The organism is Billgrantia gudaonensis, from assembly GCF_900100195.1.
In the GTDB taxonomy this organism is placed as follows: Bacteria; Pseudomonadota; Gammaproteobacteria; order Pseudomonadales; family Halomonadaceae; genus Halomonas; species Halomonas gudaonensis.
The window spans coordinates 1-19439 of the sequence record NZ_FNES01000025.1 but is presented as its reverse complement, the minus strand read 5'-3'; the positions used below and the strand labels follow the sequence as shown (position 1 = coordinate 19439).

Genomic DNA, 19439 nt, shown 5'->3' with positions numbered 1-19439 from the left:
GTACCGGCCGGGCTTCCCCGCTGACGGCTTCGCCACCCTGGCCGAGGCTCAGGACTGGGTTCAGCAATTTACCGAGTGGTACAACCACGAGCACCGGCACAGCGCCCTTCGCTACGTCACGCCGAGCCAGCGTCATAACGGCGAGGCCAAAGGCATCCTGGCCCAGCGCCGGGAGGTCTTCGAGGCGGCGAAGCAGCGTCACCCGGAGCGCTGGTCGGGTGACATCCGGAAGCTCAGCCTGCCTGAGATCGTGCACCTGAATCCCGAGCGGGACCCAGTGCCGCAGGCAGCAGGGTTTTAAAGAGCCAGAACTATTTCATATGCCAACTATGTTGACAGACTCCGACTCGGCTGACTGGGCAAGCTCTTAGCAGGCTCACGGCTGGAGCTGACGCGTAGGCATCACCCACATCTCCTGCAAGTTCACGTTCGCCGGCTGGGCAAAGCCGAACACCAGCAAACGGGCGATATCCTCCGCGCTCAAGGCATGCAGCTCGTCACGACGCTGCTTCAACTCGCCCTCGGCGAAGCCATAACCCCAGTTGGTATACACGGCACCAGGCTCGATCAGTGACACTCGTATACCCTCGTTCCCCAGTTCCTTGCGCAAGGCATCGTGGAAACCCACCACCGCAAACTTGCTGGCACTGTACACGGCCAGATTCTCCACTCCACGCCGCCCGGCGACACTGGCGACGCTGCTGATCATCGCCCCCGAACGACCTCGAAGCAGTGGAATCGCCTCGTGGGTGCAGTTGAAGACCCCATACACATTGGCTTCGAAAGTACGCTGCCAATCCGACGGATCGCTCTCGACGAAAGGCGCGGCATAGCCTACTCCTGCGTTGTTGAACAACAAGTCCAACCCCCCGTGGCGCTCCCCCGCGAAGGCGAATAGGCGTGCGACCTGATCTCTATCGGCCACGTCAGCGGCCATCACGCTAGCCCGCTCGCCCAGTTCCTCCGCCAGAGCCTCGAGCTTGTCGACGCTGCGAGCACTGAGCACCACATTCATGCCCTCGGCAACCAGCGCCCGTGCCGCGGCCGCCCCTATACCACTGGAAGCACCGGTGACCACCGCCGTCAAATCGCTTAAATCACGCAGCTGCATACCACTCTCCGGTTCAGGTATTCGGCGTCTTGCCACCGAGGTAAAGCTCCGTAAGGGTGCCCTCGTAGGCTTCGGCGGCGAAGGCCAGCGTCTCCGCTAGCGTCGGGTGCGGGTGCACAGTCAAGCCTATTTCCGCCGGTTCCAGGCCCAGCTCGATTGCCAGCGTGGCCTCGGCGATCAGATCCCCGGCACTGGGGCCGACAATACCTGCGCCGATGAGCACCCCACTGTCCGGTTCCACCAGAATCTTGGTCAAGCCCGCTCCCGCACCCAGCGTTTGCGCCCGGCCGCTGGCCATCCATGGGAAGCATGCCTTCTCGTAGCGACGGTTCTCCCGCTGTGCCTGAGTCTCGGTCAGCCCCACCCAGGCCACTTCCGGATCGGTATACGCCACCGACGGAATCACCCGCGCTTCATTGGCCACTGGCAGACCAGCGGCCACTTCAGCAGCCACCTTGCCCTCATGCGCGGCTTTATGGGCCAGCATGGGTCCACCGGCCAGATCACCGATGGCGAACACATGGGGCACATTGGTACGCTGAAACTCATCGACTGCGATAAAGCCCTGATCGTCCACTCGGACACCCGCCTTGTCGGCATCCAGCAGGCCGCCGTTGGGTAGGCGACCGACGGCACACAACAATTTGTCGAAAACCTCCGGCGAGCGGTCACACTCGAAGCTCACCTTCAAACCACATGCCTGCGGCTGCACACCCGCCACGCGAGTCCCGGTGTACAATGCCTCGTAGCGTTGCTCCAGATCCTTTCGCAGCGGTTCCACCAGATCACGGTCACAACCCGGCAGCAGGCCCTCGGCCTGTTCCACCACGGTGATCCTGGAGCCCAGTGCCGCATACACCGCCGCCATTTCCAGGCCGATGATGCCGCCCCCGAGCACCAGCAGACGCTCCGGGATATCCTCCAGTTCCAACGCAGCGGTGGAGTCGAGAATGCGCGGATCCTCGGACAGAAAAGGCAAACGCGCCGGGCGCGAGCCGGCGGCGATAATTGCCTTGCTGAAACGCAGTTCCCGCGCGCCATCTTCGGAGTGCACGACGAGGCTGTCAGGGCCGGTAAATCGCCCCTCGCCCCGCAGCACCCGCACCCCACGTTGTCGCGCCAACCCCGCCAGCCCCTGAGTGAGCTTGCTTACCACCGATTCCTTCCAGCCACGCAACTTGTCCAAGGACAGGTCCGGCTCGCCAAAGTCGATTCCCTGCTCGGTCAGACCTCGGGCCTGATCCATGATGTGGGCGGTATGCAGCAGCGCCTTGGAGGGTATACAACCGACGTTCAGGCACACGCCACCGAGCGTGGCTTCGCGCTCGACCAGTACCACATCCAGGCCCAGGTCCGCCGCGCGGAAGGCCGCCGTGTATCCCCCCGGCCCGCCGCCCAACACCAGCAGTTGCGCCTGCTCCGGCCTGCTCTGTTCGCTGTTCATCATAAATCTCGCTTAGCCCAAGTAGGCACCGGCTACGCCGTCGCCCCTCAATTGCGCACTGTCTCCGGACTGAACCACTTCACCCTGGCGCAGCACATAACCCTGATCCGCGACCTTCAGAGCGAGACTCGCCATCTGCTCACTGAGCACCACCGTGCGACCACCTTCAGCACAGTAGCCACGGATAAATTCGTAGATCTGACTAACGATAATCGGCGCCAGGCCCAGGGAGGGCTCATCAAGCAACACGAGTCGCGGCTCATGCAAGGTAGCCATGGACAGGATCAGCATCTGCTGCTGACCACCGCTGAGGGTGCCGGCCTTCAAACGGCGACGCTCGGCGAGGATGGGGAAATTGGCATAGACCTGATCCACCGCGCGCTTGAAATCACCGCTCGGATGCCGGAAGTGCCAGGCAGTAACCAGGTTTTCTTCCACCGTGTGCTGATGGAACAGCCGCCGCCCCTCCAGGGCATGGGCGATACCCAGACGCGCCCGTTCATGAGGCTGCAGCGCGCCGATGTCTTCACCATCCAACAGGATCCGCCCGACCTTGGGCTTAACCAGCCCGGAGACGGCTTTTAGCAGCGAGGACTTGCCGGCGCCATTGGCGCCAATCAGCGCCGTGATGGTCCCGGGTGCGGCGCTCAGGTCAACGCACTCCACTGCGTCGATGGCACCGTAGCTCACCGAAATATCGCGCAGCTCAAGCATGACTCGTCTCCTCCTTGCCCAGATAGGCCTCGATCACAGTCGGATCGTCACGCATGCCCGCCATGTCGCCGCGATAGATTTCCTGCCCCGCGTCAAAAGCCACCACTTCGTCTACCAGTTCCTCGAGGAAATCCATGTGGTGGTCAATGAGCATCACACCCACACCGTGATCCCGCGCCATGCGAACCAATGCCATCAGCCGCTCGGCCTCGGTATCCGACAGACCCGCCGCCGGCTCATCGAGCAACAGTAGTTCGGGGTCGGAGGCCAACGCACGGGCCACTTCCACCAGACGCTGAATCCCATAGGGCAGGTCCCCAACCGGATCATCGGCGTATGCGCTAAGGCCGGCCGCCTCCATCAGAGCCGCGGTTCGGGCGAGGAAGCGCCCCTCTTCGCGTCGCGCCGCTGCGCTGTTCACGGAGGCAGCGAAAGCACCATGAGCATAGAGCCGGTGAGCACCCATGAGAATATTTTCACGAACGCTAAAGCTCGGCACGTTTCGCGGATCCTGGAAAGTGCGCGTCACACCCGCCCGGGCCACCCGGTGAGCCGGCCAGCCGGCGATCTCTTCGTCCTTGAAGCGCACCCCACCCGCGGTCGGGGTATAAATGCCGCTGATGACGTTCACCAAGGTGCTCTTGCCAGAGCCATTGGGTCCCACCAGTCCAGTCACCGTGCCGCGACGCACGGTCAGGCTGACCCCGTCCAGGGCGCGCAGGCCCGAGAAGTTCATGACCACATCACGCACCTCCACTAGCGCCTGCCCGCCACCACTTCGCTGGCTCAGCACCGTGTCAAGATCCGGCACCTGACCGCACAACTGATCATGCTTGCTATAGCGGGTATGGGTACCCAGCAAGCCGGCCAGGCCCCGGGGCAACAAGGTGAACGAGAAAACCAGAATCAACCCGTAGACGATATACTGATAATCACTGAAGGCCTGCAATTGCTGTGGCAGATAGGTGAACAAACTCGCACCCAGAACCTGACCGACCAGGGAACCCAGTCCCCCCACCACCGCCATGACCAAAATTTCCACCGAGCGCATCAGAGTGAAACTCTCGGGTGTGATGTAACCCACCATGAAGGCATAGAAGCCTGCCGCCAAGCCAGCTATGCCGCCGCTCAGCGCATAGGCGAAGCGCTTTGTGCCGCCCTGGGATATTCCCAGACTGCCGGCGGCGATCTCGCTCACATGGATGGCGTAGAACGCCCGCCCGAAGTGACTCTTCACGAAATTGCGCAGCATCAACATCAAGCCGATAAGGCTAATCAACATGATGCGGAAGTACCACTCCGGGCTGATCCGCCAGCCGAACAGCTCCAACGTACCGAGCCCGGGGGACGGAATGCCGCGCATGCCCATCACTCCGCCGGTCATACCACGCCATTCGCGAACCAACTCATAAACAATCAGACCGAAGGCGAGCGACATCATTGCCAAATAGAACTCACGCACCCGCCCCGACGGTATGGCCAGCACATAGCCCACCGCCGCCGAAATCAACGCCGATGCCGCAATGGCCAGGGGAAAGGGCAGACCGTAGTCCTTGAGCAGAATCGCGGACGCGTAGGAACCAATGGCGAGAAAACCCGCGTGCCCCAATGAAATCTGACCGGCGATACCGGTGAGCACGTTGATGCTCTGGGCGAGCATGATGTTGACGATCAAGAAACACCACATCTGCACCGTGCCCTGATCCACGAAGCTCGCGCCTGCCGCCGCAGCGACACACAGCCCCCCCACCAGCCAGGGGCTACTGATCGCTTTACCGAGCATATGGAGTGGATTCATACCTTCACCGTTTCCTTTTTACCCAATAGCCCCTGGGGTCGCACCGCCAGCACGACGACCAGCAGGACGAAGGCGACGGTCTGGGCCGCCGCTGGCGAGTAGTAACCGGCTATCAGCTTCTCCAGTACACCCAGGCCCAGTCCGGCGATCAGCGCGCCCACTGCGCTGCCCATCCCGCCCACGACGGCCGCAACAAAAGCGAGTATCAGCAGGTGCAAACCAAAGCCCGGATCCACGGTGCCGGAAATCTGGCTAGTCAAGATACCGGCCACACCAGCGAGCACACCGCTGACTACGAAAGACAACAGCACTACCTTGCGCACGGGGATGCCCATCAGGGAGGCAAGTTCCCGATCATGAGCGACCGCACGTACGCCGTAGCCCCAGGTGGAGCGGCGCAGAAAAAGCTCCATCAGCCCGACGATGACGACGCTGATCACGAACACAGCGATGTACTGCACCGACACCCAGGCACCGAAGATCTGTAGCGTAGCGGAACTGCTGAACAACACATCCGGGAAAGCCACCGCTTGAGTGCCGAATACCAGACTGGCCAGACCTTGCAGGAACACACCCACACCCAGCGTAGACACCACCCAGCCCATGCTACCGCTCGCCTTGAGCAACGGGCGTATTGCCACCATTTCCGTCACGACCAGCACCAGACCGGCTGCCACCAGGGCGATCAGCACCGCCAACAGCAAATTCACTCCATAGGCTATCAGCACCGCAGTGAGCATGGCGCCTATCATCAACACCGAGCCCTGACCGAAATTCAGCACTCGCGTAGTCCAGAAGGTGAGATTCAACCCCAGGGCGATCAGCGCATATACCGCGCCCACGCTTAGGCCAGCGAAAACCATTTGCAGGAAGAAAACCATGGTCTTAGTGCTCTCTGCCGAGAAGATTCGGGCGGGCCCTGCGGGTCCGCCCAGGCATCACTGAACCGCGGTGATTACTGCTCGCTCACCGGTACCAGCGGGAACTTGTTACCATCCTTGACGTACTCGAAAACTTCGACGCCATCCGCCTCGATGGCGTGGTGCCGATCCTCGGAGAAGTTGTAGACGGAATTGACCCCTTCGTAGCCCTGAATGGATTCGATGGCCTGGATGATGGCATCGGGATCGGTGGACTCGGCACGCTTGATGCCCTCGAAGAGGATATTCGCCGCGTCGTAACCGTTCGATACCGAAATCGCCATGAACAGCTGCGGATTTTCCTCGTCATCACCCCACCAGCGATCGGTGCCGTACTCGGCCTTGTAGGCGTCAACGAACTTCTGGGTGGCCTCGCGCATCGGTCGTTGGCCGAAGGCACCAATCATGGTCCCCTGGACACCTTCCACCAGATCGCCGGCCCCTTCCTGGAAGGGCTGACCCAGGGCGCCGTTGGAGGCCACCAGCGGCACATCCATGTTCAACCGGGCCATGGTCCGGCGCAGAACAGCCAGGTCACGGCCCAGGCCGATGGCGGCAATGGCGTCGACATCTGAGCGCTTCATGCGCGCCACCTGGGCGGTCATGTCCTGAGTACCCTGGTTGTAGCTATCGTCGGCCACCGGTGCCTCGCCACCGGCCGCCTCCATGGCTTCGGTGAGATACTCCAAGCCCGATACCCCGTAGGCCGTGCTCTCGTGGATCACCCCGACCCGGTCGAAGTTATTCACCAGATGCTCGCCCATGCCAGAGGCTTCCACGTCATTCTGCAGGGCGAAAGAGAACACGTTCTTACGCGGTGTGTTCCCAGTACCATCCGGATAGGTCACGTCCGGCGTCTGGGCGATGGGGTTCATGTAAGGCCGGCCATCGGCTTCGGCCATATCGATCACCGCCAGGGTGGGACCACTACCAGCCGGACCGATGATGCCGACGATTTCCTCGTCATCGAGAATCCGGCGCATGTTCTGCACCGCGCGATCCGGGTTGAGCTGGTCATCCAGCAGCATCGCCAGTTCAATCTTCTTGCCGTTGATGCCCCCGTTTTCGTTCCACTCCTTGATGGCGAGTTCCACTGCCCTGCGGTTGCCCTCACCGAACTCATTGTAAGGCCCGGTCAGTGCCGAGGTCATGCCGATCTTGATGGTGTCGTCCTCGGCCAGGGTGGGGCTTGCGATCATTGCCGCCGCGGATAGCCCGAGGGCGATCTTTGCCAGGCTCTTTCCGGTCTTGTTGCGCCAGTTCATAGTGGTTCACCTCACTTTTTTGTCGTTGTCGACTGTATGCCCCAAGATGGGGCTCGGCTTTATTATTGGATTTCCCTGAAAGCCTCGAGCACGTCGGCGACATCCGCCCGGGGCAAGGCTTCACTGAAGCGCTCCAGACGGTCGTAGGCGTGCCCGGGTACGCCCGTTTCCTCTCCAATGCGGCGAATCAATGCCGACACCTGTGAGCGGTCGAAGCTGTACTCGGTATGATCGGTGCGCCGCTCCACACTCAGCGGTTGCGCCTCGTCGGCCACGTCCGCCTCGATGTGGCAGGCGAGCAGCCCGTAGTCGGCATCGGCAATGGGCTCGACGTGCGGCATCAGCGCATTCACCGTCGGATCATCAAAATCGCTCATCCCCGCAACGGTGGGGTGCCCGTGAATCAGCGTGGTGGCGACACAGAACTGGATGCTCATCAGGCTGCCCGACAGCGAACTGAAGGGGCCGACGCTATGCATGCCTGCGTAGCCCACACAGGTGGGGTTCATTCGGATACGTACAGCGATCGGTTTGCGGCCATCCAATCGCTCGCGCAGTTCCAGCGCCGCGGTCACCGGCGTCTGGTTCAGCGCGCAGACCGGATAGGGCTTAAAGGTCACCTTGGGCACCGACCATTCCCGACCCAGTTTCGTGACCAGGGCGTCGACATCGCAGTCCTTGCCGACATAGGCGCGTACGAAACCGCTGTGCCCCTCGAAGGCCTCCGGTGCGGAGACCGAGCCCGCCTCCGCCAGGCGGGCGGCTACGAGGCCGTTGCGACCAGCAACCCCTACCTGATACCGCCACTCATCGGTGCCGTCACCGAAGGACTGCAGGATGCCACCGGTGAACGAGGCTGCGTTGCAAAGCGCCGCGGCGGTGCGCTCCGCGCTCAGGCCGCGGAACTTCGCCACAGCGGCGGCGGCGGCAATGGTTCCGAACAACGGCGAGGCCCGCAGGCCCTTGCCTGTGGTGGTGGCCGAGTACGCCGTCTCCAGCAGGCCGCCCACTTCGTAACCGGCGATCAGCGCCGGCAACAGCCGCTCCACCGGACCCTCTTCCGCTTCCACCAGCGCAGTGAGCAGCGGCAGCAGAACGGCGCCGAAATGCGCCACCCCGCAGGTGTCCTCCTGGGCGCGCCCATGAAACAGGGCCGCATTGGCCAGGGCGGCGCCGGCCACCGTGCTCTTGCGACCATCACGCAGCAGGGTCGCGCCCTGCGCCCGCTCCCCGTCCATGGCCAGCGCGGCCTCGGCGGCCACCGGAAAGAAGGGCGTGGCGTGGGAACCCAGGGCGATGCCGTAACCGTTGAGCACGCAGGCCCGGGCCTTCTCTACCACCTCGGCGGGCAATGTTTCGATGTCCAGGCCGTGGACGAAATCCGCCATCGCATTCGCCAGACTCATAGCTCTCCTCCTTAGCGTTCCGGTTTCAGGCGCCACCGGCATAGGTCTCACGCAGCTTGCGCTTGAGGATCTTGCCAGAGGGGTTTCGGGGCAGGGCGTCACTGAGCAGCAGCTGTTTGGGCACCTTGAAGTTCGCCAGATGCTTCCGGCAGTGAGCCTCCAGCATCTCGTAGCTAAGTTCCGCGCCCTCGCGGGGCACGACCACCGCCACCACGCGCTCACCCCAGTTCTCATCGGGCAGGCCGATCACGGCGGCCTCAGCCACCTCCGGCAACTGGTAGATCACGTTCTCGACCTCGGAGGAGGCGACATTCTCCGCGCCGGTGAGGATCATGTCCTTGCGCCGGTCAGTGACATAGAGAAAGCCGTCCTCGTCGAGATGGCCAATGTCGCCGCTACGAAACCAGTCGCCGAAGAAGCTCTCTTTGGTCTTGTCCGAGGCGTTCCAGTAGCCGCGGGTGACCTTGGGCCCGCGCAGGCAGATCTCGCCCTCTGTATTGGCTGGCAGCTCACGGCCCTGCTCATCGCAGATGCGGATCTGCACGTGAGCAAGCGCCCGGCCAGTGGAGCCGATTTTCTCGATCTCCATGCCCGACTCCATCAGGGTGTCACCACTGCAAGTCTCAGTGAGACCGTAGCCATCGATATAACGCCCGGCGCTGAACACCCGGGTGAAATCGCGAATGCGGCTCTCGGGGGTCTTCTCGCCCCCGCCTATGCACCAGCGGAAGCTGGACAGATCGAAACGCTCCGGGTTCTCCACCGCCAGTATCTGGTTAAGCATCACCGGTGCGGTCCAGCCGCAAGTGAGCCGATGGCGCTCAATGCTCAGCAGCGCCGCCTCGGCATCGAACTCCCTATGCAGGCACAGGGTCCCTCCCTGCCAGAGGAGGGCCACACCGGGCAGATCGAAGGCGCCCACGTGATAGAGCGGGCCCACGGTGAGCAGCCGATCCTCGCCGGTCAGGCCCACGGCAATCACGTGGTCCATGCACTTCCAATAGAAATTCTCGTAGCTGTGCATCACGCCCTTTGGGCGGGCCGTGGTGCCGGAGGTGTACATCAGCCGAAACAGCTGATCGCTGCGCCGGGGACGAGGCTCGGGGATGGGCCAGGTGGAATCCGATAGTGTCCGGCTGTCCTTCTGGGCGGCGGCGTCCACCACCACGGTGTCGTCGTAAAGGTTACGTACCGCGTCAAACTGCTCGTCCACAAACAGCAGCTTGGCGCCGGCGTCGGCGAGGATGTAGCGCACTTCCTTGCAGGCCAGCCGGAAGTTCACCGGCAGGAACACCGCCCCTAGGTAACTGGTGGCGAAGGCAATATCGAGGAAGGCGGGGCTGTTCTTCATGAACAGCGCCACCACGTCACCCTCGCCTATGCCGCGCTGGGCGAGCAGAGCGGCCAGGCGGCGAATGCGCTCATCGAACTCGCGATAGCTTACCCGGCGCTCGCCGTAGATGACCGCCGTGTGGTCTGGTCGCTGGCGGGCGTGAAACGCGATAAAAGCGCTCAGGTTAACCACTTTGTTCACTCCTTCCTTACAAACCGGCGCGACTCTGACGATCACGTCGCGGTGATCCTGCCCCTGCGGAGGCCAAAATCAGTAGGATTTGGGCATACCCAGGTCGTGTGTGGCGATGAAGTTGAGGATCATTTCCTCGGAGACCGGCGCGAACTTGAACAGCCGCGCGTCGCGCCACAGGCGCTCGACGTGGTACTCGCGGGCATATCCCATGCCGCCCATGGTCTGCATGCTGCGCTCGATGGCATGCATGGCCGCGCGGGCTGCGACCAGCTTGGCCATGTTCGCCTCGCTACCGTAGGGCTGACCAAGATCGCACTGGACGGCGGCGCGCAAATTCATCATGCGGGCACATTCCAGCTCGGCGTGGGATTCGGCCAGCGGAAACTGCACACCCTGGTAGCTGGTCACCGGGCGGTTGCGGAACACCTTGCGTTCATTGCCATAGTCCACGGCCAGGCGTGTGGCCAGCTTGCCGGCACCGATCAAGCTGGCGGTGGTGACGATGCGCTCGGTGTTGAGCACCTGCAACAGCTCGCGCCAGCCACCATGCAAAGTGCCCACCAGTTCGTGGGGCTCGATCCGCACATCGTCGAAGAATACAGAACTGGCGCTCAGGGTGTGGGTGCCCAACTTCTCGATCGGTGTATGGCTCAAACCCTCGCGGTCGGTATCAACCAGAAACATGGAGATGCCCTGGGTGGGTTTTTCTACCTCGTCGGCCTTCCGGGTACGTGCCACCACCAGCATCTTGCCGGCGGTGCTCACCCCGGTTATCCAGATTTTCTGGCCGCGCAGCCGCCAACCCTCACCGTCCGCGGCGGCGAAGGTGTCCATGTCCAGGGTGTTGCTGCCGGCATCCGGTTCGGTGAGCGCCATGCAGAAGTTCAGTTCGCCGGCCGCGAGCTTTGGCATCAACTTCGCCTTCATCTCCTCGGTGCCGAACTGCGCCACCGAGACCCCACCGAAGATAGGGTTGATCATGAACAGCTGCCCCAGGGTGCTGCCGGCACCTCCCTCGGCCAGCGCCTCGACAACTAAGGCCATCTCCAGCATGCCCAAGCCCGCGCCGCCGTACTTCTCTGGCAGCAGCACATTGGCGAGTCCGGTCTCGCAGATCGCGCTCCAGCAATCCTGCGGAAAGGTCTTGGCACTGTCCTGGGCCGCCCAATACTCCAGACCATAATCCTCACCCAGGCGGCGGGCAGTATCGACGATCATCTGTTGTTCTTCGGTGAGTGCGAAATCCATGATTAACCTCTACGTAAAGGCGCGCGGGGGCGAAGCAGTCGGTGCGGCTGCTGCAGCGCGTCGATGATGCGATTGAGAAAAACCAGCGCGCCGGCGCCATCGTGCAGCCGATGGTCAGCGGCCAGCACCAGGCCCATCTCCCGGCGCAGCGCCGGCTGACCGTTATCGTCGGGGCGGAACACCTCGCGAATACTGCCGACACCGAGAATGGCCGACTGGGGCGGGTTGATGATGGGCGTCATGTAGCTGACGTTGAACATGCCGCCATTGGAGACGGTGATCGCCCCGCCCTGCATGTCTTCGCGGTCGGCGGAACCTTCCAACACCCGTTGCTGCAGGGAACGGGCCCGGCCGGCGATCTCGTCCACGTTACGACCGGCCAGACCCTTGATCACCGGCGCCAGCAGGCCGCGCTTGGTACTCACCGCCATACCCACATCAACGTCCTGGAACTGAATAATTTGGTTGTCCAGGAAGATGCGATTGTGCTCCGGCGTAACCTCCAGTGCCCGCACCACCGCGGCCAGCACCATATGGTTGAGGGTGAGCTTGTCGTAGCCCTCCTGGGCGTTGAGCTGACCGCGCAAGTCCAGTAACTCGGTAACCTCAGCTTCAGCCGCCAGGTAGAAATGTGGCACCTGCTGCTTCGCCTCGACCATGCGCCGGGCCATGGCCTGAACCAGCCCGGAAGCCGGGTTGCACTGACCGGGATCGGCGGAAGCCGTGTCCGGCGGCGCCTGAACCGCCGCGGTGGGCGCGCCTCCTTGAGCGGCGGCTCGCACATCCTCCGCTTTGATACGACCGCGGGGGCCGCTACCCGTGAGGCTCACAAGCTTCAGCCCATGCTCCCGCGCCAAGCGCCGTGCCAGGGGCGTGGCAATAACCCTGGCGCCATCGACAGCGCGTGTCACCGGTGTGTCGGGCTGCGGGGCCACTGAAGCCTCGGCTGGCGCCTCGTCCTGGACCTCCTCCTCGTCCTGGGGCACGCCCTGGCCAGGGCCGGTCCAGCGACCCACCACGGCACCCACCGGCACGGTCTCGCCGACAGGTACCACGATCTCGCGCAGCTCGCCCTCGGCCTCAGCGGTGATCTCGGTGGCCACCTTGTCGGTTTCCACCACGAACATCAGGTCGCCGGGGCTCACCCGATCGCCCGGTGTAATCGACCACTCCGAAATCGTACCCTCGGTCATGGTCAGCCCCAGCTTGGGCATCAGCATGTCGTTCAGTTCGCTCATGTCTTAACGTCCGGTGAAGCTCGGATTGCGCTTCTCAAGAAAAGCGGCGATGCCCTCGTGGGCGTCCTGGGTGTCGAACACCAGACCGATCATCGCCTGTTCATGAGCCAGGGCCGCGGCCATGGGCATATCAGCCCCATCGCGGAGAGCGCGCTTCATCAGCTTCAGCACCAGAGGCGACTTGTCGGCGATCTTTGCCGCCATGGCCAGGGCCTCATCCAGCAGGTCGGCCTGAGGCAGCACGCGGTTGGCCAAGCCTATCCGCACGGCTTCCTCGGCGTCGAAGCGCCGGCCGGTAAACATCAGTTCCCTGGCGACGCAGGCGGGCACCTGGCGAATCATGCGCTGGGTACCACCGGCACCGGGAAACACCCCCAGGCCGATCTCGGGCAGCGCCAGGCTGGCGCTGTCGGCCAGCAGGCGTATATCCAGGCTCAGCAGCAACTCGGTCCCGCCGCCGAGAGCGTAGCCGTTCACCGCGGCGATGGTCGGCTTGTCGCTGACCTCGAAGCGGCGGAACACCCGATGGATGTCCTCGGCAAACTCCTGGTAGTGGGCGATACCGTCCCGTTCCACCATTTCCGACAGGTCCCCGCCGGCCACGAAAGCTTTGTCGCCAGCACCGGTGAACACGATCACACGCACCTCGGGATTGTTCTCGAGCTTGATGAAGGCCTGCTCCAGCTCCAGCAGCACCGGAGTGCTCAGAGCATTGTGGACTTTGGGGCGGTTGACGGTGAGCAGGCCCACATGGCCGCGCACCTCGCTGAGTATGGCGTTATCGTTCATCGGTCTGACTCTCCTAGGCGCAAAGCTTGCGAACGGCTGCGATTACGGCCTCCGCGTCAGGTTGATAAGCCTTTTCCAGGCTGGGCGCGAACGGCACCGGCACGAAGGGCGAGGCAATTCGCATGATCGGGGCATCCAGCTCATCGAAGCCGATCTCGCCGATGCGCGCGGCGATTTCCGCGCCCACGCCGAAGGCTTCTACCGCTTCGTGCACGATCAGCAATCGGTGGGTGCGAGCCAGTGACTCCATCACCGCAGCCTCGTCCCAGGGCTGGATGCTGCGCAGATCCAGCACCTCTACTTCCAGCCCCTGTTCGGCAAGCTGCCCGGCTGCCCGCTCGGCGGTATGCACGGCTGCGCCATACGCCACTACCGTGGCATCGCGGCCGGCACGCACCGTGCGCGCTTTGCCGATACTCTCCGGTCCGGCGCCTTCGGCCAGCTCGCCCTTCATGGCGTATAGGGCCTTGTTCTCCACGAACACCACCGGGTCCGGGTCGGCGATGGCGGCCCTCAGCAAGCCGTAGGCGTCGGCGGGATTGCTCGGACAGATGACTTTCAGCCCCGGCACATGGGCGAACCAGGCTTCCAGGCACTGGGAATGCTGGGGGCCGGCGCTGATACCGCCGCCGTGGGGGGTCCGTACCACCATGGGCACCGAGGCCTGCCCACCAAACATGTAGCGGACCTTGGCGGCCTGATTGACCAAAGCATCCATGGTCAGGGTCATGAAATCCATGAACATGATCTCGAGCACCGGCTTGAGCCCGGAGAGCGCCGCGCCCACCGCAGCATTAGCCATGCTCGCCTCGGAGATCGGAGTATCCCGTACCCGATCGCCGAAACGATCCTTCAGGCCACGCGTGGCACCGAAGGGTCCGCCCACGTCGGCGATGTCCTCACCGAACAGGAACACCGCCGGGTCCTGCTCCAGCGCATCGGCCAGCGCTAGATTGATTGCCTTGCCGAACCGTACTTCCGCCATCTCAGGCAGCTCCTGTCTGTGTGTACACATCCGCGCGCCCGGCTTCGAAGTCTGGCGCACTGCCCTTACGAGCACGCTCCACCGCGGCGTCCACCCGCGCATCTACCGCCTCGTGCAGACTTTGCAATTGCGCATCGGCGACGCCCGCCTTGGCGAGCCGCGGCTCCAGCAGGCTCAAAGGATCATGCTCACCCAGGCCGGACAGCTCATCGGCATCGCGGTACTTCTGCGGGTCCCCCTCGTAATGGCCGCGAAAGCGATGGGTGGTGAACTCCAGTACCCGCGGGCCCTTGCCGGCACGCACGGCAGCCACGGCCCGTTCGCTGGCCTTGGCGACGGCCTGCACGTCACGGCCGTCCGCCCTGGCGTAAGGAATTCCGAAGGCGCCGGCGAGCTTGTCCAGCGAGGCCACAAACTGTCGAGAGGTGGGAGAAAACTCCGCCCAACCGTTGTTCTCACAGACGAAAACCAGCGGCAATTGCCAGAGGGCGGCCATGTTCAGGCTTTCATGGAGAGTACCCTCGGCCATCGCCCCGTCACCGAAGAAAGCCACCGCCAGCGCGTCGGTGCCACGCACCTGGTGGGCAAGCGCGCTGCCCAGGGCAATGGGAATACTGGCCCCGACGATGGCATTCGCCCCCAGCATGCCGATGGACAGATCAGCCACATGCATGGAGCCGCCGCGGCCCTTGCACATGCCTTCCTCCTTCGCCATCAGCTCGAGGAAGAACCGCTCGACATCCACGCCCTTAGCCAGTGCATGACCGTGGCCGCGATGAGTGGAAGCCACGCTATCGTCGGCGCGCAGGACACTCGCAACGCCAGTGGCGATCGCCTCCTGACCAATGCTCAGGTGTATGAAACCGGGCACTTCACCATCGGCGAACAGGCGCCCCAGACGAAGCTCCACCTGACGGATCAGATACATCCGTTCATAGAGCTCAAGCAGTTCGGCGGTCTTGCGCGTCGTCACACTGTCACTCCTTGCGCTAGCTGGGCTGCGCGCCTCAGGAAGCCTAAATTCGTATGGTGCGTCGGTTATTTGACCGACTGTTAAGTAGACAATGGGGCAGACATAAACGCCTGTCAATCCCGAATCCGCCTACGCTGCAATTTTGACCAGATTTGCTGCAACGCAGCGAGGCTCTCATGAGATCACGAAGGCTAGTTCTCCGGACAACAATGCCATCCGGAGCAAACGTGTCTCGACAAGAAAGTGCTTACCAGGCCAGTTCGAGGATCTCTAGTATGTCCTCGGGGCAACTCACCAGACGCGGATTGCTGCGAACCATCATGTTCTGCATACCCCCCCGGGCAATAGCGTCGAAGTGCTCACGCTTCACACCCACATCCCGCAGCCGGGTGGGCAGACCCAGATCCTTGATCAGCGCCGCCACCAGATCCGCCGCAGGAACTTCGGGCTGACCCAGAGCCTCACTGATCAGACGCTGCCGGTCGGCGTTCACCTCGTGGTTATAGCGCAGCACGCTGGGTAGCATCACGCAGGAGCAGTAACCGTGTGGCACTCCGGCCACTGCGCCCAGCTGATGACCGATCCCGTGGCTTGCGCCCCAGTCCACCCGCCCCAGGCCAGTGGAAGCCAGCCAGACGCCCAGCTGACTCTGCAAGCGCGCATCCAGGTTCTCCGGTCGCTCACGGTTTATGCGCAACGATTCATTGAGCATGCGCAGACCATGCAGGCAGGTGGCATCTGTAAAGGGCTGAGGCGCGCGCGAGCAAATGGTTTCGACAGCATGATCGACCGCCCGCAGGCCGGTGGACAGCCATAACCAATCGGGAGTATGCATGGTGATCGCAGCATCCAGGATCACCGCCTGACCGCCGATCTCCCGGCCGATGTAGAGATCCTTGACCTCACGCACCGGATCGGTCGCACCGCCAATCTTGCTGAACTCGGCACCGGAGAGCGTGGTGGGCACAATGATCTGGCGCAGCGGCGGGCTCGCCACCTCCGGTAACACCTTGGCGCCGTCCTCGCCGACCCGAACCCGGTAGTAGTCCAGCTGCTCGGGGGTTTGCAGGTCATGGGCGAGGCAAATCAGTAAAACCTTCACCGTATCGACGGGGGTGCCCCCGCCCACGGTGACGATAAGATCCGGATCTGCTTGCCGCACGGCGGCGGCAGCACGCAGCACACTATTCCGGGGCACATGGGCCACGCATTCATCGAATAGACCAACGAAACGCTCACCCAAAGCGTCCCTAATGCGGTCGATCTCGTCAGTCTTGCGGCTGAGCGTCTGGCTGGAAACCAGGAAAACCCGCTTCGCGCCCATGCACTCGGCCTGCTCCATCACCGCCCGTGCCGCAGGGACACCAAACACCACCCGATCCTGGGCCAGGAACTCATACTGTCCTGCAATGCTCATTGCCGCTCTCCTCCTAAAATGCCCCCCGGAAATTTTGTTTGCCTGCACCCGGAAATCTGGGCGACAGCCGTGGGTCATTATGAATAGCTAAACTCTCACCCCGATTGATCCAGCGCCCGTGACAAACATGCCGTCCACCCTCACGTGGCCCCTGAAGTAGCAGTTGACCACCAGATGATTGGCGACCAGCATCTTCATGTTCGCTCCTTTCGGTGCATTCCGCCCAGGCGGCTGATCAGCCTACGGATACCCGGCTTGATGATTTTCTACCGTACAGTTAGATTACTGACTGTATAGTTGATTAAAGGCTCCTCGTCCATAGTTGCGTGCCGAAACCGAGCCAAGGCGGTCTGACGCCGATGAGGATCCAAGCTTAGATGACCTGTCAGGTGGTCCAGAGGATGGGGCCACTTCAAATATCGCTTGGACCATACCCACGGTGGCGACGGACCGAATTACCTGGAAATGTGAGGATCTCCGCCATGACCGAGCACGACCCGAAGCTATTCAGCCCCTTCCGTCTGCGGGGGGTGGGGGCACGCAACCGCGTGGTCATCTCGCCCATGTGCCAGTACTCGGCCGATGAGGGCCGAGTCAACGACTGGCATCTGGTACAACTCGGGCGCTACGCTCTGGGTGGTGCCGGCCTGGTTTTTGCCGAGGCCACGGCGGTAAGCCGTGCGGGCCGCATTACCCACGGCGACCTGGGAATCTGGTCCGATGAGCATATCCCCGGCTTGCGGCGCTTGGCCGACTTTCTCCGCACTCAGGGCGCTGTGGCCGGCATCCAGCTCGGTCACGCAGGACGCAAAGGCAGCACCCAACGCCCCTGGCATGGCGGCGCGCCGCTCGAACCGAATTCCTCAGGTTCCACAGGTAAGGAAGGCGCCTGGCCTACGGTATCGGCCAGTGCACTACCCCTGCGTGAAAACGCCCCGGCACCGGAGGCCATGGACGCGGCTGCGCTGATGACACTGAAACAAGACTTCGTGAATGCTACCCGGCGTGCCCTGTCCGCGGGGTTCCAGGTAATCGAACTACACTGTGCCCACGGTTATCTGCTACACCAATTCCTCTCTCCCCTGAGCAACCTGCGCGAAGATCGCTACGGTGGCGAGCTAGCATCGCGTTGTCTCTACCCGCTAGAGGTGGTCGAGGCTTTGCGCGCGGCGATTCCCGAAGACAAGCCGCTGCTGGTGCGCATCTCTGCCGTGGACGCGCTTGAGGATGGCTGGACCTTGGATGACAGCTTGTATTTCGCCAGAGAATTGAAGGCACGGGGTGTGGACCTGATCGACTGTTCCAGCGGCGGGCTAGGCGGGGCGGCAACCGCCAGCGGCGCTCCCCGAGGGTTCGGCTTTCAGGTACCTTATGCAGAGGCGATACGCAGGCAGGTCGACATACCAACTATGGCCGTAGGCCTGATCATCGAGGCGCAGCAAGCCGAGACGATTCTTCGCCAAGGGCAGGCGGATCTGGTCGCCATCGCGCGCGAGGCCCTTAACAACCCAAACTGGGCATTGCACGCCGAGCAGGCCTTACGGTCCGAAGCTGGCTTTGAAAAATGGCCGGAGCAAGCCGGCTGGTGGCTTGCCAATCGCGCTCGCACACTGAAGAAACTGGCCAAATTCTGACTGACTCCAAAATTCGGTTCTTCGAGAGTTCATGTGGATTCGAATGATCAAAGTCGTTGCCCGTAGCGGGCTTCAGGGTAAAACGATGGCTCGTCGTTGAGAAAGGGCAGCAGTGCGACCAGCAGACGTACCTGCTCGTGGTAGCGGGCATCAATGCTCATCCATGAACTCCTCCGGGACCGTGACCCGATATTCCTTGTCCAACCGGCCACCCTTGTAGAGCTGCCGCTTGCCCTTCCCCAGGTCGAGGCTGTGGGTCTCCAATCGATGGTACCAGGCGTGGCCGGCATGGCGAGCCAACACCAGAAAAGCGCGCTTAGTCTTCACCGAGCGGCACCCTGCCAGCAGCGCCTGTAGCCGCCGCGGGCACAGCGTATTGAGCCCGGTGAAGGTATCCACCAGCTCGCTGCTGAACAGCAGGTCGTTGGGCGTGATGGCGATCCACTCAAGGATAGCGCGCTCCGGCGTCGAAATACGGAGAGTAACCCCCACGCCAGGCGGTTTGTAGTCCGTGAGGCTACCGGGGAGATCTACCGGCAGCCCCTTGTCCTGATGCAGATCGATAGCCCCGGCCCAGTCGGCCTGACTCAGCCATAGCGGCAACTGCGAGCGGCGCTCCGCCCTATGCGTCAACGTAGTTGTCACCTAAACGGATTGAGAGGTGATCAACATGCGTTACCCCGCAGAGCGTAAGGAAGCCATCCTCAAGAAGATGGCGCCGCCGATGAGCATAACCATCCCGGAACTGGCCGAGCAGGAAGGCATCACCGCGACAACCCTCTACAATTGGCGGAAACAGGCCAGAGCACGAGGACAGGTTTTGCCATCACGTTCGAACGAGCCCGACCAGTGGACCAGCCAGGAGAAATTCCAGATCGTCCTGGAGACGGCCCCGATGAACGAGGCCGAACTCAGCGCCTATTGCCGCGAGCGTGGGCTCTACCCCGAGCAGGTGGAGGCCTGGCGGGA

General features: G+C 62.7%; 18 protein-coding genes. 3 read left to right on the top strand and 15 right to left on the bottom strand.

The window, feature by feature from the left end:
• Nucleotides 1–301, top strand: a 301-nt coding sequence (locus BLP96_RS19075) for an integrase core domain-containing protein (protein ID WP_143005148.1), incomplete at its 5' end; no start/stop codon positions are given.
• Between the two features lie 75 nt (nt 302–376).
• On the opposite strand, the gene BLP96_RS19070 is transcribed toward BLP96_RS19075, so the two are convergent.
• The 14 genes from BLP96_RS19070 to BLP96_RS19005 all read right to left on the bottom strand — a co-directional run bounded on the left by BLP96_RS19070 (nt 377) and on the right by BLP96_RS19005 (nt 16836).
• On the bottom strand, nt 377–1111 hold the full coding sequence (locus BLP96_RS19070) for an SDR family oxidoreductase (RefSeq protein WP_089689122.1): 735 nt from the start codon (nt 1109–1111) through the stop codon (nt 377–379).
• Nucleotides 1112–1124: 13 nt separating this feature from the next.
• A complete protein-coding gene (lpdA, locus tag BLP96_RS19065) occupies nt 1125–2555 on the bottom strand; it encodes a dihydrolipoyl dehydrogenase (RefSeq protein WP_218118640.1) in 1431 nt (476 codons plus the stop codon).
• A gap of 12 nt (nt 2556–2567) precedes the next feature.
• Complete coding sequence (locus BLP96_RS19060; protein WP_089689120.1) at nt 2568–3269, bottom strand: ABC transporter ATP-binding protein; 702 nt, start codon at nt 3267–3269, stop codon at nt 2568–2570.
• Nucleotides 3262–5067, bottom strand: a complete 1806-nt coding sequence (locus tag BLP96_RS19055) for a branched-chain amino acid ABC transporter ATP-binding protein/permease (RefSeq protein WP_089689119.1) — start codon at nt 5065–5067, stop codon at nt 3262–3264. The genes BLP96_RS19060 and BLP96_RS19055 overlap by 8 nt, the downstream gene beginning before the upstream one ends.
• Entirely contained in the window at nt 5064–5948 is an 885-nt protein-coding gene (locus tag BLP96_RS19050) for a branched-chain amino acid ABC transporter permease (RefSeq protein ID WP_089689118.1), read from the bottom strand. The genes BLP96_RS19055 and BLP96_RS19050 overlap by 4 nt, the downstream gene beginning before the upstream one ends.
• A 74-nt stretch (nt 5949–6022) precedes the next feature.
• Nucleotides 6023–7252 (bottom strand): ABC transporter substrate-binding protein, encoded by a 1230-nt coding sequence (locus tag BLP96_RS19045; RefSeq protein WP_176761579.1) that lies wholly within the window; start codon nt 7250–7252, stop codon nt 6023–6025.
• Between the two features lie 62 nt (nt 7253–7314).
• On the bottom strand, nt 7315–8658 hold the full coding sequence (locus tag BLP96_RS19040) for an MmgE/PrpD family protein (RefSeq protein ID WP_089689117.1): 1344 nt from the start codon (nt 8656–8658) through the stop codon (nt 7315–7317).
• Nucleotides 8659–8683: 25 nt separating this feature from the next.
• The gene (locus BLP96_RS19035) at nt 8684–10183 is read right to left on the bottom strand and encodes an AMP-binding protein (protein WP_089689116.1); all 1500 of its coding nucleotides are present in this window, start codon (nt 10181–10183) and stop codon (nt 8684–8686) included.
• Nucleotides 10184–10261: 78 nt separating this feature from the next.
• Entirely contained in the window at nt 10262–11434 is a 1173-nt protein-coding gene (locus BLP96_RS19030) for an acyl-CoA dehydrogenase family protein (RefSeq protein ID WP_089689115.1), read from the bottom strand.
• Nucleotides 11435–11436: 2 nt separating this feature from the next.
• Nucleotides 11437–12672, bottom strand: coding sequence for a dihydrolipoamide acetyltransferase family protein (locus tag BLP96_RS19025; RefSeq protein WP_089689114.1), 1236 nt, complete (start codon nt 12670–12672; stop codon nt 11437–11439).
• 3 nt (nt 12673–12675) lie between these two features.
• Nucleotides 12676–13461, bottom strand: a complete 786-nt coding sequence (locus BLP96_RS19020; protein WP_089689113.1) for an enoyl-CoA hydratase/isomerase family protein — start codon at nt 13459–13461, stop codon at nt 12676–12678.
• Between the two features lie 13 nt (nt 13462–13474).
• Nucleotides 13475–14446, bottom strand: a complete 972-nt coding sequence (locus BLP96_RS19015) for an alpha-ketoacid dehydrogenase subunit beta (RefSeq protein ID WP_089689112.1) — start codon at nt 14444–14446, stop codon at nt 13475–13477.
• A gap of 1 nt (nt 14447) precedes the next feature.
• The gene (locus tag BLP96_RS19010) at nt 14448–15419 is read right to left on the bottom strand and encodes a thiamine pyrophosphate-dependent dehydrogenase E1 component subunit alpha (RefSeq protein ID WP_218118639.1); all 972 of its coding nucleotides are present in this window, start codon (nt 15417–15419) and stop codon (nt 14448–14450) included.
• Nucleotides 15420–15666: 247 nt separating this feature from the next.
• Nucleotides 15667–16836, bottom strand: a complete 1170-nt coding sequence (locus BLP96_RS19005; RefSeq protein WP_089689111.1) for an iron-containing alcohol dehydrogenase — start codon at nt 16834–16836, stop codon at nt 15667–15669.
• A gap of 482 nt (nt 16837–17318) precedes the next feature.
• Between BLP96_RS19005 and BLP96_RS19000 the strand changes: the two genes are divergently transcribed.
• Complete coding sequence (locus BLP96_RS19000; protein WP_089689110.1) at nt 17319–18470, top strand: NADH:flavin oxidoreductase/NADH oxidase; 1152 nt, start codon at nt 17319–17321, stop codon at nt 18468–18470.
• A gap of 150 nt (nt 18471–18620) precedes the next feature.
• Here BLP96_RS19000 and BLP96_RS18995 read toward each other — a convergent pair whose 3' ends face one another.
• Nucleotides 18621–19103: a type IV toxin-antitoxin system AbiEi family antitoxin domain-containing protein gene (locus BLP96_RS18995; RefSeq protein ID WP_245682315.1), complete on the bottom strand. Its 483-nt coding sequence runs from the start codon at nt 19101–19103 to the stop codon at nt 18621–18623.
• Nucleotides 19104–19140: 37 nt separating this feature from the next.
• On the opposite strand from BLP96_RS18995, the gene BLP96_RS18990 reads away from it, so the two are divergent.
• On the top strand, nt 19141–19439 hold a 299-nt coding region (locus BLP96_RS18990), incomplete at its 3' end, for a transposase (RefSeq protein ID WP_143005131.1).